General features: G+C 60.8%; 11 protein-coding genes. 3 read left to right on the top strand and 8 right to left on the bottom strand.

From position 1 onward, the window contains the following. Positions 1-281: 281 nt before the first annotated feature. On the top strand, positions 282-1,334 hold the full coding sequence (locus ABI796_RS15185; protein WP_170224855.1) for an LCP family protein: 1,053 nt from the start codon (positions 282-284) through the stop codon (positions 1,332-1,334). On the opposite strand, the gene lepB is transcribed toward ABI796_RS15185, so the two are convergent. Together lepB and ABI796_RS15195 are read right to left on the bottom strand one after the other, a co-directional pair. Next, entirely contained in the window at positions 1,331-2,035 is a 705-nt protein-coding gene (gene lepB, locus ABI796_RS15190) for a signal peptidase I (protein ID WP_141281324.1), read from the bottom strand. The genes ABI796_RS15185 and lepB overlap by 4 nt on opposite strands. Before the next feature lie 97 nt (positions 2,036-2,132). Then, positions 2,133-2,558 carry a VanZ family protein gene (locus tag ABI796_RS15195; RefSeq protein WP_246095664.1) on the bottom strand — a complete coding sequence of 142 codons (426 nt, stop codon included), beginning with the start codon at positions 2,556-2,558 and terminating at the stop codon, positions 2,133-2,135. 246 nt (positions 2,559-2,804) lie between these two features. Between ABI796_RS15195 and ABI796_RS15200 the strand changes: the two genes are divergently transcribed. Then, positions 2,805-6,248: a response regulator gene (locus ABI796_RS15200; RefSeq protein WP_303409155.1), complete on the top strand. Its 3,444-nt coding sequence runs from the start codon at positions 2,805-2,807 to the stop codon at positions 6,246-6,248. After that, positions 6,245-7,159, top strand: coding sequence for a diguanylate cyclase (locus tag ABI796_RS15205; protein ID WP_141281320.1), 915 nt, complete (start codon positions 6,245-6,247; stop codon positions 7,157-7,159). The genes ABI796_RS15200 and ABI796_RS15205 overlap by 4 nt, the downstream gene beginning before the upstream one ends. A gap of 183 nt (positions 7,160-7,342) precedes the next feature. Here ABI796_RS15205 and ABI796_RS15210 read toward each other — a convergent pair whose 3' ends face one another. The 6 genes from ABI796_RS15210 to ABI796_RS15235 are packed head-to-tail and all read right to left on the bottom strand — an operon-like array spanning position 7,343 to position 14,602. After that, positions 7,343-8,182: a PIG-L deacetylase family protein gene (locus ABI796_RS15210; protein WP_246095662.1), complete on the bottom strand. Its 840-nt coding sequence runs from the start codon at positions 8,180-8,182 to the stop codon at positions 7,343-7,345. 1 nt (position 8,183) lies between these two features. Continuing rightward, complete coding sequence (locus tag ABI796_RS15215; protein ID WP_246095661.1) at positions 8,184-9,326, bottom strand: glycosyltransferase family 4 protein; 1,143 nt, start codon at positions 9,324-9,326, stop codon at positions 8,184-8,186. 2 nt (positions 9,327-9,328) lie between these two features. Beyond that, entirely contained in the window at positions 9,329-12,448 is a 3,120-nt protein-coding gene (locus ABI796_RS15220; RefSeq protein WP_141281318.1) for an oligosaccharide flippase family protein, read from the bottom strand. Next, positions 12,423-13,328 (bottom strand): glycosyltransferase, encoded by a 906-nt coding sequence (locus ABI796_RS15225; protein WP_246095660.1) that lies wholly within the window; start codon positions 13,326-13,328, stop codon positions 12,423-12,425. The genes ABI796_RS15220 and ABI796_RS15225 overlap by 26 nt, the downstream gene beginning before the upstream one ends. Positions 13,329-13,355: 27 nt before the next feature. After that, complete coding sequence (locus ABI796_RS15230; protein WP_246095659.1) at positions 13,356-13,883, bottom strand: glycosyltransferase family 4 protein; 528 nt, start codon at positions 13,881-13,883, stop codon at positions 13,356-13,358. Continuing rightward, positions 13,880-14,602 carry a glycosyltransferase gene (locus ABI796_RS15235; RefSeq protein ID WP_170224854.1) on the bottom strand — a complete coding sequence of 241 codons (723 nt, stop codon included), beginning with the start codon at positions 14,600-14,602 and terminating at the stop codon, positions 13,880-13,882. The genes ABI796_RS15230 and ABI796_RS15235 overlap by 4 nt, the downstream gene beginning before the upstream one ends. Positions 14,603-14,788 lie beyond the last annotated feature (186 nt).

The raw sequence follows: 14,788 nt of genomic DNA on the forward strand, positions 1-14,788 counted from the left end.
GAACGGAAAAGCAAAACCCCTACGAATTTCAATGGTAGGAAGGGGCCCCTTCCTGCCGCACGAGTAGGAACTACTCGACTTTCCTGCAGAGGGCCCTAACGGTTACTTGGGCATTACGCAGTTTCCAAAAATGAACTACTTGCTTCGGCCGGGCCAGTCCCCGCCGGCAGCCAGGAGTAGCCGATTCCGGGCATGGATCAAACGGATCAGCAATCGGCTTGCCCCTGCTCCGCCGCAGTACGTTGAGCCAAGCCCTCGCTGCTGCCAACGCCAAGGAACACATGACGCTCTCTTCCCATGCCCAAAACCCCTCCGCGGAGAAGGGGTCACGCCGTCAAAAGAGTGCAAAGAAGACCGCACGCAATGTCCTTCTTGGTTTCGCGGCTGCAGTTCTTGTGGTTGGCCTCATTGCCGGGGCGTACGTGTTCAATCTGGTGCAAACCTTCAACGCCGGTTCCACCACAATCGAGAACGCATTTCCCGAAGAATCCACACGCCCGCAGAAAGCCGAAAACAACACGGCAATGAACATTCTTGTGATGGGCAGCGATAGCCGCGGCGCCCAGCTGGAAGTGGAAGCCAATGCATCAAGTGACCAGCGCGCGGACACCTTGATGTTGGTGCACATTCCCGCAGACAGGAAAGAAGTCTACTCAATATCCCTGATGCGGGATCTGTGGATGGACATTCCAGGAAAGGGTGAATCAAAGATCAACTCCGCGCTTGCCTACGGCGGGGTCCCTCTGATGGTGCAGACCGTGGAATCGCTCTTTGACCAGCGCATCGACCACGTGGCCATGATCGACTTCGAGGGCTTCAAAGGCCTCACTGATGCCCTTGGCGGTGTTGAGGTTGACGTCCGGGTTCCCTTCGCGCCAAGCTCAGGACCCACGGCCGGACAGGTCTACAAGGCCGGCAAGCACACCCTCGATGGAGATCAAGCCCTCGCCTTTGTCCGAGAGCGCTGGGCGTTCAGTGATGGCGACTACCAACGGGTCAAGAACCAGCAGACCTACCTCCAAGCCGTGATTGGCAAGATCATTGCCCGAGAAACCCTGACCAATCCGGTGACTATCAGCAACATGGTCTCGGCCGTGTCCCCTTTTGTGGGCGTGGACGAGACCTTCGATGCTGCGGCAATCGGCAATCTGGCCCTCTCCCTGAAGGACGTGCGTGCCCAGGACACTGTCATGTTTACCCTGCCTACCCTTGGCACGGGCACCTCAACGGACGGGCAGTCGATTGTCCTGGCGGACACAGCTGCGATTGCTGACGTGGCAGCGGCACTTTCCACGGATCAGTTGGGCACGTACGTTGCTGCCCTCACCCGCTAAAGAGGTGTTCTCAGCCCCCATTTGCTCAGTGGGAGCACGAACCCGTCCACGCGGCCAATAATGTCTCCCCGGCCAACTGTTTTGGCGCAGCCCGCTGGTGACCCCTCGTTGCGGCAGGCAGTGACGGAATCCTGTGAGTCGGAGCGGTGATCGCCCATCAGCAGGTATTGATCCTCACCAAGGAGGATCGGCCCGAAGCAACGCGGTGACCTTACCGGCGTCGAGCAATCCGTTGTGCCGCTGATGAACGCCAAGTCCTGGAAGACGTATGGTTCCGCGACGGCTGCGCTGTTGACTATCACCTGGCCGGTAACTCCGCAGCATTCCACGGTGTCCCCGGGCAGGCCCACTACCCGTTTCACCAGATATTCGGTGTTGGCGGGGCCAATTCCGGTGAGCTCACCAAAGAAGCCCACACTGGTGCGAAGGACACCATGCTTGGGTGCGGGCCCCCATTGCGTTGGTTTTTTGAAAACTACTACGTCACCGTGTTCCGGGGCTGTTCCCGTGTAAGCGGTGCGGTTGACCAGCAGCCGGTCACCTACGTTCAGCGTCTGCTCCATGGACCCCGAAGGCACGGTGTACACCTTCACCAGGAAACCTTGAACGAGGGACACCACCGTGAGGGCGAGCAGAAGGTGAATCCATGGTGAGCGCAGCGGGCGACGACGGGTGGCGGCTTTTGCCGGCTTGGAACTCATGCTCTTTTTTCACTCATTGTGAGCCGACGTTACGATACCCGGGATGCACGGCAACAGCCGCTGCAGTCAAAAGGGCCAGGCCCGTTCGCGAAGGTTTCTAGCGCAGAACGGCCGTGAGCTTCTTGGCTGCTGCCAGGCCCGCCAAAGCTCCCAAGGTGTTGGCGAGAACGTCTGACAGAGCGGTCACCCTGCCAGGTACCAGCAGTTGGATAACTTCAATGGTCCCTGAAGACGCCGCGGCGAGAAGGGCTAGCGGCCACCAATTCCACAGCGTTGGTTTCAGCAGCCGGACCAACACCCCAAAAGGTACGAACATGACGATGTTGGCGATGAACTCCACGGCAACCCCGGCCGCATCGAAGGGAATGCCCAGCAGGGCAAGCCAGCCGGCAATCACGCCCACGAAGCCCGTCACGGTGCTGGCTTCGCGCGCGGGCAGGAAGACAACAAATGCGAGGGCAATCAAGTACGCCGTGAATAACGCCTTGAGCCATCCTGTGGAGAACTGCCGAGCAAGCACCATTGGCCTTCCTGACACTTCCGCGCCGTCCTGACATCAACCAACAACAACTATAGGAGCGAAGCCGCCGCCGCTTTATTGAACACCACACTTGGTCCATGGCGGTTCATAGTGTGTGATCTACCCCTCATGGAGCCTTTTTCGGCGTATGCTCTCCTCAGCGCAGGGTTAGAGGCGTTGTTCGCTTTTGGTGGGGCCACTTTCTAAGGCGGGGGTTCAGTGGCAGGAGTGAAGCACGGGGTTCTTCCCATGCGCTCAAAACTGCGGCAGGTTTTGCCGCTCTTTTTGGTGCCGGTTGCCGTCTGCATGGTTTTGCTGGTCTATGGTCTGGCGAGCGGTGCGGGGACCACGACGGCGCAACTCGCCGGCGACCTGGCAATCCTTCTGGCTGCGCTCACCGCGCTGACCACCCACACCCTTGCTGCCCGTAAACGCCGGGACAGCAATCCCGGCCGCTGGTTCATTGTGGCCGGGCTGGCCATCTGGAGCGCCGGGCAAATAGTGTGGACCATCAACGGCATCAGCTTGGACCATCAGTACCCGTTCCCGTCCTTCGCGGACATTGGCTTCGTCTGGTACGCGCTGCCCACTTCCATCGGCCTGGTCCTGCTGTTGAAAGGTCAAGGGCGGCGCATTCCCTTGCGCCGCACCATTTTGGACGCCGGAGTGGTGGCAAGCTCCACTTTCTTCATTGTGTGGAGCTCGGTGCTGGGTCCTTTGGCAGAGGCCACAGATCAGGACGCCTTTGCCCATGCAACGCAGATGGCCTATCCCATCGCCGACGTCTTCATGGTCTCCGTGGTGATCATCCTGACCATGCGGGCAGCCCGGGGCCGACGACTGCCCTGGCTGATCCTGGGAGCGGGCTTCTGGATTCTTGCCACCACAGACCTCGCGTACATGAGCTTCACGCTGCAGGGCATTACGGGAGTCACGGGATCTCCGTTGGCCCTGGGATGGGTACTTGCCTTCCTCCTGGTGGGTCTGAGCCCCCTGCTTCCGGAGGCAGGCACCACGCAGAAGGACGGGCGGGCTTACGCAGCTGCCCTTGAGCTGCTCCCCTACCTGCCCGTGTTCAGCGCAGTGTTCTTTTCCCGGACCCGCCCCATCGGGGAGGACCGCATTCTCCTGATCACCGGGCTTGCCGTGATTGTTTTCGTGATCGTGCGGCAGGTGCTGATCGTCGTCGAGAATGTAACGCTAACCCGCGATCTTGAATCCAAAGTGGCCGAACGCACCGCCGAGCTTCAGGGCATGGGGGCCATTGTGAACTCCTCCGGGGACGCCATCATCGGCGAAACCTCAGATGGCGTGATCACCAGTTGGAACCCCGGTGCTGAGCGCATCTTCGGGTATCCAGCCTCTGAAGCACTGGGCAGGAAAGGCGATTTCTTCGTTCCGCAGGACCTGCTGGAGAACGAACGAGCCGCTTTGCAGAGCACGGCACAAAGCGGTGCGGTGCAGAACTATGAAAGTCAACGCCGACGCAGCGATGGCGAGATCATTCCTGTGTCCGTCACCTTGTCCCCGGTGAGGGGTGAATCCGGCATCAGCGGTGTGGCCACCATCTCCCGGGACATCACCGAACGTAAAGCTGCCGAGAAGGAACTCCTCACGGCCCGCGAAGCAGCCTTGGAGGCCAGCCGCCTCAAGTCCGAGTTCCTGGCCACCATGAGTCATGAGATCCGGACACCGCTGAACGCGGTGATCGGCCTGACCTCGCTCATGATGGACACTCCCCTCAGCGAAGGGCAACGGCAATACGCCCAAGGAGTCAAAGGCGCCGGTGAAGTCCTGCTGACCCTCATCAACGACATCCTTGACTTCTCCAAGCTGGAAGCCGGAAAAGTGGATCTGGACATCAACGTCTTCGATCCCCGGGCCTTGGTGGAAGAAGTAGCCGGACTGGTGGTGGAAGCTGCGCAAGGGAAAAACCTGGAGCTCATCTCCTACTGCCACCCGGACGTTCCGGCCCGTCTGATGGGCGATTCCGGCCGTATCCGGCAGATCCTCCTGAACCTGTCATCCAACGCCGTGAAATTCACCCCCGCCGGCGAAGTGGAAGTCCAAGTCTCCGTCCTTGCCCAAGACCCTCACAACGCCTCATTGCGCTTCGAAGTCAGGGACACCGGCATTGGCATCAGCGCCCAAAACCATCAGCGGCTCTTCGAATCGTTCGCCCAAGCCGATGCCTCCACTACCCGCCGCTACGGAGGGACCGGACTGGGACTGGCCATCTCCCGGCGCCTCACGGAAGTCATGGGCGGCAAAATCGGCCTGGACAGTGAGCCCGGTGTGGGCAGCCGGTTCTGGTTTGACCTTGAACTGCCACTTGGCCCTGCCGACTCCGCCACGGAAACCTTGCCTGCCTCGCTGACCGGACGCAGGGTGCTGGTGGTGGACGACAACGCCACCAACCGCCTGGTCCTGGAAACACAATTGGCCAGTTGGGGCATGCTTCCCCTTTCGGTTGCCGACGCCGCCTCCGCCCTGGACGAATACCGTGCCGCGGCCCTGACCAGCCACCCGTACGAGATCGCCGTGGTGGACATGTGCATGCCCGACACCGACGGACTGCAACTTGCCCGCAACATCAAAAATGACGCCAGCGGCTCCGGGGGCCCGGGAATCATTTTGCTGACCTCCACCATGCAGGTGGAAAGAAGCGACCTCACCTCTGCCGGAATCCGCGAGTACCTCACCAAACCCGTCCGGAGCTCCGAGCTCTACAACCGGCTCTTACGTGTCCTGGCCACCAAGACCGCCGGTGCCCCCGCCCCGCCGGTACTCAGCGGTGCTGAACCGTCTTTCGAATCATCGGATCCCGCGCCACGGCTAGGGAAGCTTCTGGTGGCCGAAGACAACGAAGTGAACCAACTGGTGGCCCGCGGAATGGCCAACCGTCTCGGCTATGACGTACACATAGTGGAGGACGGGGAACAAGCCGTCTCCGCCGCTCTCTCCGGAAACTACGCAGCGGTGCTCATGGACTGTCACATGCCCGTCATGGACGGCTTCGACGCCACCCGCGCCATCCGTGCCAGCAAGGACCACTCCGCCCGCATCCCAATCATCGCCATGACCGCCGGGGCACTGGACGAGGACCGCGAGCGCTGCTTCGCCGCCGGGATGGACGACTACATCAGTAAGCCCGTGGATCTTGCCACCCTCGCTGAGGTCCTCTCACGTTGGGTGCCGCAGGAACAGACCCCGACGGCGGATGGCCGGGTTGGCGCTGTTGCTGCGGAAGACGCGGGGCGGGCCCCTGCGAGCGCGGCGGAAGCACCGCCGTCGAACTCTGTTGTCCTTGACCCGGAGCGATTGGAGATCCTGCGCCAGTTGGGCCCCTCCGACGGCCTGGGTTTGTTGCCTGAAGCCGTCAAGGCGTTCCGGCAGGATTCCCAAGGCGCCTTGGCGGCGATGCGCTCGGCGCTGGACACCGGAGACGCCGCAACTTTGGAAGCTGCAGCGCACAAGCTGGCCGGTGCCTCAGGAAACATCGGAGCCTCGGGAGCTGCGGCCCTGTGCAAGGAACTGGAATTGCTCGGACACCGTGAGGGAAAGGAACTTGAAGAGAAAGGACCGGTGTTGCTGGAGCAGTTGCACGCTGAACTGGCTCGTGTGGACGAAGCACTTGAACACTCACTCACGGGGGCACCAGTGCGGGGATCATCAGTGCGGGGATCATCATGAAAATCCTGATCGCGGACGACGACCAAATTTCCAGGATGATCACCAAGGCCGCCGTGGAGCAGTCCGGTCACGAGTGCATTGTGGCAGTGGACGGCGACTCCGCGTGGCAGCTCTACAAGGAGCACAGTCCCGAAGCGGTGGTGACCGATCTGATGATGCCCGGCCTCAACGGGCTGGACCTTTGCCGGGCTATCCGTGCAGGCGAAGAGGACAGCTATACCTACGTGATTCTGGTGACCTCCCACGGTTCGCGCGAAGACGTGCTGGCCGGAATGGAAGCCGGAGCAGATGACTACGTCACCAAACCCCTAGACCCCTTCAGCCTGCACATCAGGCTCCTGGCAGCCCAGCGGATTACCTCCCTGCACGCAGACCTGGCCCGGTACCGCTCTGCGCTGACCGAGCAAGCACGCACTGACCCCCTGACCAAGCTGCACAACCGGTTGAAGTTGGCGGAGGACCTCGGCAAGCTGCACACCGGCAAGGACCACGAATACTGCCTCGCCATGGTGGATGTGGACAATTTCAAAAGCTATAACGACATCTACGGCCACCAGGCGGGGGACGCCGCGCTGCTTGCAATAGCCACCACGTTGGCCGGCCAGGTCCGGAAGACCGATGGCGTCTACAGGTTTGGCGGCGAAGAGTTCCTGCTGGTCCTGCGCGATCAGCAAGCCGACGGCGCACGGTTGGTAATGGAACGTGTCCGATCTGCTGTCCAGGACTTGAGGATTGAACATCTGGGCGATCCCGACGGCGTCCTGACCATCAGTGCGGGCATCTCCGCCTTCACGGACGGTCACCGCGCAGGAACCGAGCAACTGTTGCGCGAAGCTGATCTGGCCCTCTACGCAGCCAAGGCCTCCGGCCGGAACCGGGTTTCGCTGGCCGGTGCCCACCGCTCAGATTGACGTGACGCGGACCATGGCTAGGTGACAAGGGCTTCGCAAGCAACGTTCTTGGCCAGAGTCAGCATGTTCCTGTCTGAATGGTGTTGTTCTGGTTGATGTTGCCGGTGCCGGGTGCGACGAAGATATTTCCGGCTGCACACGCCCTGTTGTTGGTGGCGACCACGTTCGTGATCGGACCATCTGCTATGTGCCCGGCAACGTCCGCGAAGTCATCATGCGCCCGTCATGAGCATGTCCAGGCACAAAGTACGTTTCCGGCTTCAGTGGAATCTCACCGCCAGGAAACAGGGCATCGGCCTGCGAAGCGTATTGCCTGATTCGGCGTGGTTTGCCCTCCATTCCGGAGTCCCACGTCCAAGGGACAAACCCCATCCCGGAGGTATGCGGCTCATCCGGCCCCGCGGCAAGGTTGTAGGGAAAATCCGAGTACATCACCACATGGCCGGGATGGCTCTGTCCCAACTCGCGGATAATGAGATGGTCCACATGTTTACCCACTCCCGCCGGGCAAAAGAGCAGCTCCGCCTTAGTGTGAGCCATCAGTTGGGCAACGCTGCTCCGGAGCTGGCGGATAAGACCCTGATCACCCCGGGAGATTCGTCCCAACGCGATATCGAACCGATAGGTGGGATAACGGTGCGTGAGCTCCGGGAGAAGCCTGTCCCACGCGCTGCTGCCCAGCAGCGCGGGCCTTTGCCGGCGTCGAAACAGCGCATCGACTTCGCCCAGATGGATGGATTGGACGCCCATGTCGTGAAGCACCGCACGGTCCTCCGCGCGTCTGGCCGCAAAAAGTTCGCCTGCGTCAGGGATAGTGCATTGGCGCATGAACGAACGGGCTGCCCGCGTAGAGGAAGTGGTGTTGGCTTCAGTAAAGACTGTGGCCACGATGATTTCACGGCCCTGCGCCTGCGCTTCAATGAGCGCGCCGCAGGAGAGCACTGCATCATCGAGGTGGGGCGAGAGGAACAGCCAGGGCGCGCCACCGGCCATGGACTTTTCGATTCTTGATTGGGGCTGCATTTCAAGCCCTTCCGGGGTAGGCGGCTTTTTGCCGCGCAATCTTGGGATCGTGGAGTTCAGCAAGTGCGGTGTTGTAGGCCTCCGCCTGCATACCGGCGAGGGAATCCCAGTTGTAAAGGGCGGCGAACTCCCGTCCTTGCTCAGCAACCTGACCCAAATCCGGTTGCTCGTAGCGAAGAGCAATTTCCTCGGCCATTGCCCGGACATCGAAGGCCTTCACAAGCCATCCAGTGCCCTTGGGAACGATTTCCCTGAGGCAGGGAATGTCAAAAGCTATGACAGGTGTGCCCGCTCCCATGGCATCAATGGCTACCAACCCGAATGTTTCGTGCCGTGAGGGCACCACTAAAAGGCGGGCATCGGCGATTGCCTGGTGCTTCTGCTCCCCCGAAAGCCATCCAAGCATTTTCACGCGCCCGGAAAGTCCCGCCGTGTGGATGGCCGAACGAAGCTTATCTTCGTCCTGGCCTGTACCGGCGATCAGCAAATTGCCCTCCACACGGTCGCAGCACAAGGCCCAAGCTTCCAAAAGGAGGTCCAAACCCTTGTGTCCGTACTCCAGGCGTCCTACGAAGAGGACATCGTTCCCGGCCCTGGGTTGGGTTTCCCATATGCCGGGATCCACACCATTGCCGATCAGGTCCAGGTGAAGGGCCGGATTCAGTTGAGTCAAACGATCACTGATGCCTTGGGAAACTGTGATGAGCCTGTGGTGTCTTCTGACACCCCACCGTTCTATCCAATGAAGCGGCAGCTTGTACTGCCGGGCCTTGTCCCTGGCATGAAGCCACTGCACCACTCCAATAGTTGGACGTTTGGTCCAGAGGGGCGCGGCCATGGTGGAAAAAGGGGCGAAGAAATCCTCCACCACCAAATCTGTTGACCCATGCCGACGTACCTCGAACGGCAGCCGTGCAATATAAGCCAACAACCTCGAGAGTCGATTGCTGCCCTGTCCCCAACCGATGGGGACGTACCGAACGCCGTCCTCCACGCGTTCCTGCCACCCCGGGTATCTGGTGGTCAGCACTGTGATGTCAAAACCTGCTGCCGCCAAGCGGCGGTTGATTTCGTGTGTCCTCACAGATCCGCCGCCCGCTCCGGGCATGCGGGGATCCTCAAAGCCCAAATGCAAAACTCTCATGTCTATTTTTCCGTCCCGAACTCTTTTGAAGGCTCGCCAATGCCGGCCGCCGCTGCTGCATCCAGGGCAACCGGGTCCACGTGCCAGATAGTGGTTTCACCGTTAGTGAGGCCCGGCGTTGTGACCACGGGGGTCGCGTGGTCCTTCAGCCAAGCCAGCATGGTGGGGTTTGCGTAGCCGTATCCTTGGCTGGTGGGTTTGGACTGCGTCAGGATGTAGCTGACACCGTTCTGTTGCATCAACGGCGCGGAAGGCCATATCCCAAACCGGGAATCATGCATATAGGCAAAATGACCAGTGCTGTTGGTGACGCTGATCCTGGCATCGGCGGGGAGGTTATCCCGCACCCAGTCATTAGCCCTGACAAAGCCGTTATCCACTGCGACGGCTGTGCGCAGCCCCAAAATAACGGTCAACACGACGTAGCAGACCGTGATCACAGTCAGGGTGTTGCGGGTTCTGGGGTATCTTTCCCGGATTTCCACCACCACCAGCACCGAACATATGGCTCCGGCCACCATCACGCCGTAACCGTACTGTTCCTCGAACGTGCCGAACACCGCGCTGTAAAGGCCTGCTGCGCCAAGGGCTGCACCTGCCAAGCCAATGAGGCGCCGGCCAGCGTGGTTGCTGAAGCACAAAAGCACGCCAACCACCGGGCATAGACCCAGCAGGAAGTAACTGGTCCCAAAGTGTCCGCTCTGTTCGATGAGCCTGGAAACGATGCTCGGCGAACCCTCGGAGGTAAAACCCGTGGACTTCTCCACGCCGGACATACGCACCAAGCCGTTGCTTTTTGCCCACACCCAACTTGGAAAGTGACCATGCGCAGCCACCACTAACAAGTAGACGACGTACGGCAAGAAGCCGAAGCCGGTAACCACCAGTCCACTCCGCCAAGGGAACGTCTTCTTCCACACCATCGCAGCCACCACCGGGGCCACGGTACAAATGAAGAAAAAGTCCTTGCAGAGAATGGAATACCCCAACAGCAGCCCTGCGGTGGCAACCCTCATAAAGGAATACCTCTTGTGATGAACATGCCCGGACGGGACCAGAAGCAGCAACCCGGCCAACCCCGGCACCATGGCCGTTGTTTCCAGGAAGGCATGGCTGTTATTCCTCAAGATGAACGGCTCGAACGCCAACAGCACCGCGGTCAGCCACGCTGCAGCAGGGGTGGCAAGTTTCCTCACCAGCAGGAAGCCGAGCCCCACCGTCACAGCACCCATCACCGCATTGAGCCAACGCAACTGAAGCGTCACTTCAATGATTTCACCGGTGATTCCAAAGATCTTCACCACCCCGGCTTCCAGGAGGAAGTATCCCGGGGGGTGCAGGAAGAACGGGCCATCAGGCAACGTTGGGAACTCGCCCGCAGCCACGGATTCGCCTAGCCGGACGTACAACATTTCGTCCACCCACAGCTCAAAACCCCGCTCAAGGCCGAGAGCCCTAACGGCGAACCCGGCGGCAACCACAGCGATGAATGCGGTCAGGTTGCTCGAGAACGCCCAGCGTATCCAAGGGATCACAGCACCATGGGACGCAAGCACAGGGCCAGGGGACGGCACTGCCGTCTTGGCTCGACGGCCGGAGGCTTTACTGCGCCTGCCAACCTGGCGTCGTCGGGAAATCCTGAAGTCATTCCTGTGCGGCAGGAGGCCGCGCTGGTGGGCGAGCACCGCAATGCCGCTCACGGCCGCCACTGCAAACCAGATCAAGGGCTGCAGTTGTGCCGTGACTGCGAGGACCACCATCAGGATGCATGCCAGCACAACGAACTCGCCGGCACTGCGTCCTGGGCGGGCCGTTGCCAGGACAGGCCACGCCAAAACTGACAGGACCACACCAGCTGCAAGGGCGCCAACGGCCGAACCAATGGCCATTCCCGTGACAGCGTTCAGCTGCCACCCCATCCACAGCCCGCCGATAACCAGGAGGCAGGCGCAGGCCAGACCAAGTTGGCAGCGGCGGTAGGCCCGCATGGCAAGGAGGATGGTGGAAAGCACCATCAGCACGGCATAGCCGAGACCGGAAGCCGCCAGCCATGGCAGGAGGTCAAGTGAGCCGTGGTATTTCTGCGGAACAATCAGCCCGGACATCAGGGGTGGTGCTGTAGCGATGATGGCGAAGGCCACCACAACAAGCTGCCCAAAGGAGGCAAAGGAGGCGCCCACCACCTCGCCCACCTTCACGCCGGGAGTCCGCAAAAGCGGAAATGCCACCAATGCCGTGCCCGCAGCTACATATACGGGGCCTTTGGCGATGGTTGCGAGCGCTTGGAATCCCGCTGCGTCCACTGAACCGCCATCCAGGAAGCCGACCACCACCACGTCAAGTCCCACCAGTACGGAGACCACACACAAAACAGACGCGATGTCACTGGTTTCAGCCCATCGCCACTTCTGTTGCAGAACCCGGGGCCTCCAGCGGAGGTCCCGGTAGAACCGCCACGGCACCACCAGCGGGGCCAGGCAACCTACCACGAAGCCCAGGACCGCTCCTCCAGCACCCCAGGCCATGACGATGACCAGCAGGCTGAAAATCAAACGCAGAACTACTTCGCCCATGGTGGACATGGCGTACCAGGTGAAGCGCAACTCGCCTTGAAGCCAGCCGGCAGGGGCATTCACCAGGAAAATAACAAAAGAGGCCAGAGCTACAATTGCGGCCAGATCAGGTGTGGCGATGGCAAGCGTCACGCTGCCTGTGATGATGGCGGCGGCCAGTCCAGCCAAACAAGAGACAAAGACCGAGAAGGCCAAGCCATTCTGCCGCTCATTGGACCCCTGCGGTTGCACGGCAACCACATGGGAGAGCGGAAGCGGTACCAGGGCGTTGGCAACGATTCCCACCACGCCAAGGATCATGGCGGCGGCCGCGAATTGTGTGTAGTCCGCGGTGTCCAGCATGTTGGCCATGAGCAGGGAGCAGGCGTAGCTCACCACGCCTACCAGCCCGGCACACACAGCCAGGAAGCCACTGTTTTGAGCTATATTGACGTCTTGATCCGGCGTACCTTTCCTGCCATCGGCTCTGGGTCTCCGGGTCTCTTCGGGGGTTACTGACTGTTCTATGACGACCACTGAGTAACTACCGTTGCGGTCCGTCAAGGGCATCAGCCGGTGCGAAGACGCTCCCGGGTCCGGCAAGCAGTGTGATGCGTCCTGCGGAGTGGATCTCCGCCGAAGCCACTCCGATGCTCTTCATGGCGGAAAAGGCCTCGAACTCATCGCGGCCCTTCATGAGGATGGAAACGTGACCGTCAGCCAGCGCATACTCGTCCGTTGGCCTCAGCGCTGTGGTGAAATCAAACGCGGAATCCTCAAGCCGGGCCGGTATTTCGAACTGGACCAACGTTGACAAATCCGAGTGGCAGGACCGGGGATCTCCCCCGTCCCGTCGCATCACGGTTTCTTCCAGGATCACGCCCGTGAGCAGCTTGGTGCTGCGGTCCCAGGTGAAGCAACGGGCCCATTCGCGGCACTCGCCTGAGACGATGATGGCAGCCTCGGGTGCAGCGAGCTCCTCGATTGCATCAGCTATTGCACCCCCCAATTCCGTGGGGCTGTCCACCAGCCATCCGGTACGGCCATCCACCACGGAATCCCGAATGCCGGGCACCCGCAAGGCCAGGCACGGCACTCCCCACGCTGCGGCTTCAATAACTGAACAACCCCAGCCTTCTGAGGCGGACGTGGACGCTGTCATCCACGCGCGACTCAGCAAGGAATCCCGCACCTGGTTTGGTTGGTACCCATGAAAAGTCACTGCGTGGTCCAATCCAAGGTCCATGGCCAGTTGCTGTAGCCGGGCCCGTTCAGGGCCGTCCCCGACGATGTCCATGCGCAGGTTGGGAAGCTTCCGCGCCGCAACAGCAAACTGGCCCAGGAGCAGGTCCAATCTCTTGTGGGGCACCAAGCGGCTCACGACGGCGATGGTTGGTTCAGTTGCCCTGGTGGCAACAGTGGGCGGGATGTCAATGGTTCCGTTGGGCACCACATGGATGGGGGCCGCGAACCCGAGCTACCGCAATTCCCTCCGGGTGGAAGGCGATACCGCCACCATTGCCCGCTGCCCGTATACCGTCTTGGCTCCGCTGCTCTCGAGAAAACGGCCCACGGCGGCCATGGGAGGGGAGAACCGGGTGCGGAACTGATCCTGGTGAACATGGTGCACCAGCTGGACGATGGGGATATTCCCGCGCACGAACAGCGGAGAGAAGAACGGGATTCCGTTTTGGCAATCCACCACGGCGTCGAACTGCCCGTTGGTGCGCAGGAGCCTCAGTGCGGCCTGCCCGTAGATGGAGAGGGTTCCGCCGCTGCGCAGGATGCGGATGCCGTCAATGACCTCCTCAGCCGCCTGACCGGCGTCGCGGCCTGTAAACCACGTGACACGAACCCCGTTGTTGACCCACCTGCGTGAAATCTCATGCATGTACTGCTCGGCACCGCCGGCTTGTGAATGCCGGACGTCCCGCCAGTTGAGAACCAGTACGTGCTTGCCGGCGAGCCTGGCGGGAGAATTCATGTCAATTGCGGCGTCAGTCATGATGCTGCTTTCTGGAGTTGAATCACCGATGCGAAGCTGGCCACTCCGTCCTGGAAAGGACGGAACGTGGACTCGGCGCCATCGGTCCATGCCACAGGCAACTCCACAATGCTGGCGTGGTTGTCCTGCAGCCGAAGGAGCAACTCAACATCGAAGGCGAAACCGGTGCTGCGGCACTGCACCATGGCAGCTGTGAGGGCGTCCCGTTCAAAAAACTTGAAGCCGCATTGGGTGTCCTGAATGCCCTTGACCTTGGATTTGGTGAGAACCCTGAACGCCGTGCCACCCATTCGTCGTCCGATGTGTTGGGGCACAACAAAGGTGGATCCTGGGGCATGACGGGATGCGATCACCGCCGCTGCCCCGCCTGCCAGGCGGGACATGGTTTCAGTGAGCGTCTCCAGGGGCGTAGCGAGGTCTGCGTCAAAGAAACCTGTGTACTTGGACGTGCCGCTCAGGAGTCCACGGCGAACAGCGGCCCCTTTGCCCCGACGCGAACATCCCACCAGGGAGATCGGCACAGCGTCTCCCTTTTCCCGGGAGATCCGGTGAACAACCGCTGCGGTGTCATCCACGCTGCCGTTATCCACCACAACAATGCGCGACGTCCATGGTTGTACTGCCAGGAAGTCCACTGTTTGAGTCAGTGTGTTGGAGATCCTTGCCGCCTCGTTATAGGCCGGGATGATGACTTCGAGGTCTACGTGGGAACGACGCAAGGAGACTGGATGTCGCCTTGCCTGAAGGCGACTCCTCCTGCCGGTCTGAACACTATGCGCGTAAAGCGGAACCATCTGAATCTCCAATATCCGGGAACGGGGCGAAAATTGTGCTCGCATATGTGCAGTGGACCTACTGCGCAAGTCATGACGCCGGACCAGGTGTTGTGTCCACAACATGGACTA

The sequence above is a fragment of the Paenarthrobacter aurescens genome (assembly GCF_041549525.1).
GTDB classification, from domain to species: domain Bacteria; phylum Actinomycetota; class Actinomycetes; order Actinomycetales; family Micrococcaceae; genus Arthrobacter; species Arthrobacter aurescens.

Bases quoted from the DNA above. Each gene is read 5' to 3' on its own strand.
- ABI796_RS15230 (WP_246095659.1), bottom strand. From the start codon at position 13,883: ATGACTGACGCCGCAATTGACATGAATTCTCCCGCCAGGCTCGCCGGC.
- ABI796_RS15195 (WP_246095664.1), bottom strand. From the start codon at position 2,558: ATGGTGCTTGCTCGGCAGTTCTCCACAGGATGGCTCAAGGCGTTATTC.
- ABI796_RS15215 (WP_246095661.1), bottom strand. From the start codon at position 9,326: ATGAGAGTTTTGCATTTGGGCTTTGAGGATCCCCGCATGCCCGGAGCG.
- ABI796_RS15185 (WP_170224855.1), top strand. From the start codon at position 282: ATGACGCTCTCTTCCCATGCCCAAAACCCCTCCGCGGAGAAGGGGTCA.
- ABI796_RS15220 (WP_141281318.1), bottom strand. From the start codon at position 12,448: ATGCCCTTGACGGACCGCAACGGTAGTTACTCAGTGGTCGTCATAGAA.
- ABI796_RS15205 (WP_141281320.1), top strand. From the start codon at position 6,245: ATGAAAATCCTGATCGCGGACGACGACCAAATTTCCAGGATGATCACC.
- ABI796_RS15210 (WP_246095662.1), bottom strand. From the start codon at position 8,182: ATGCAGCCCCAATCAAGAATCGAAAAGTCCATGGCCGGTGGCGCGCCC.
- ABI796_RS15200 (WP_303409155.1), top strand. From the start codon at position 2,805: ATGCGCTCAAAACTGCGGCAGGTTTTGCCGCTCTTTTTGGTGCCGGTT.
- lepB (WP_141281324.1), bottom strand. From the start codon at position 2,035: ATGAGTTCCAAGCCGGCAAAAGCCGCCACCCGTCGTCGCCCGCTGCGC.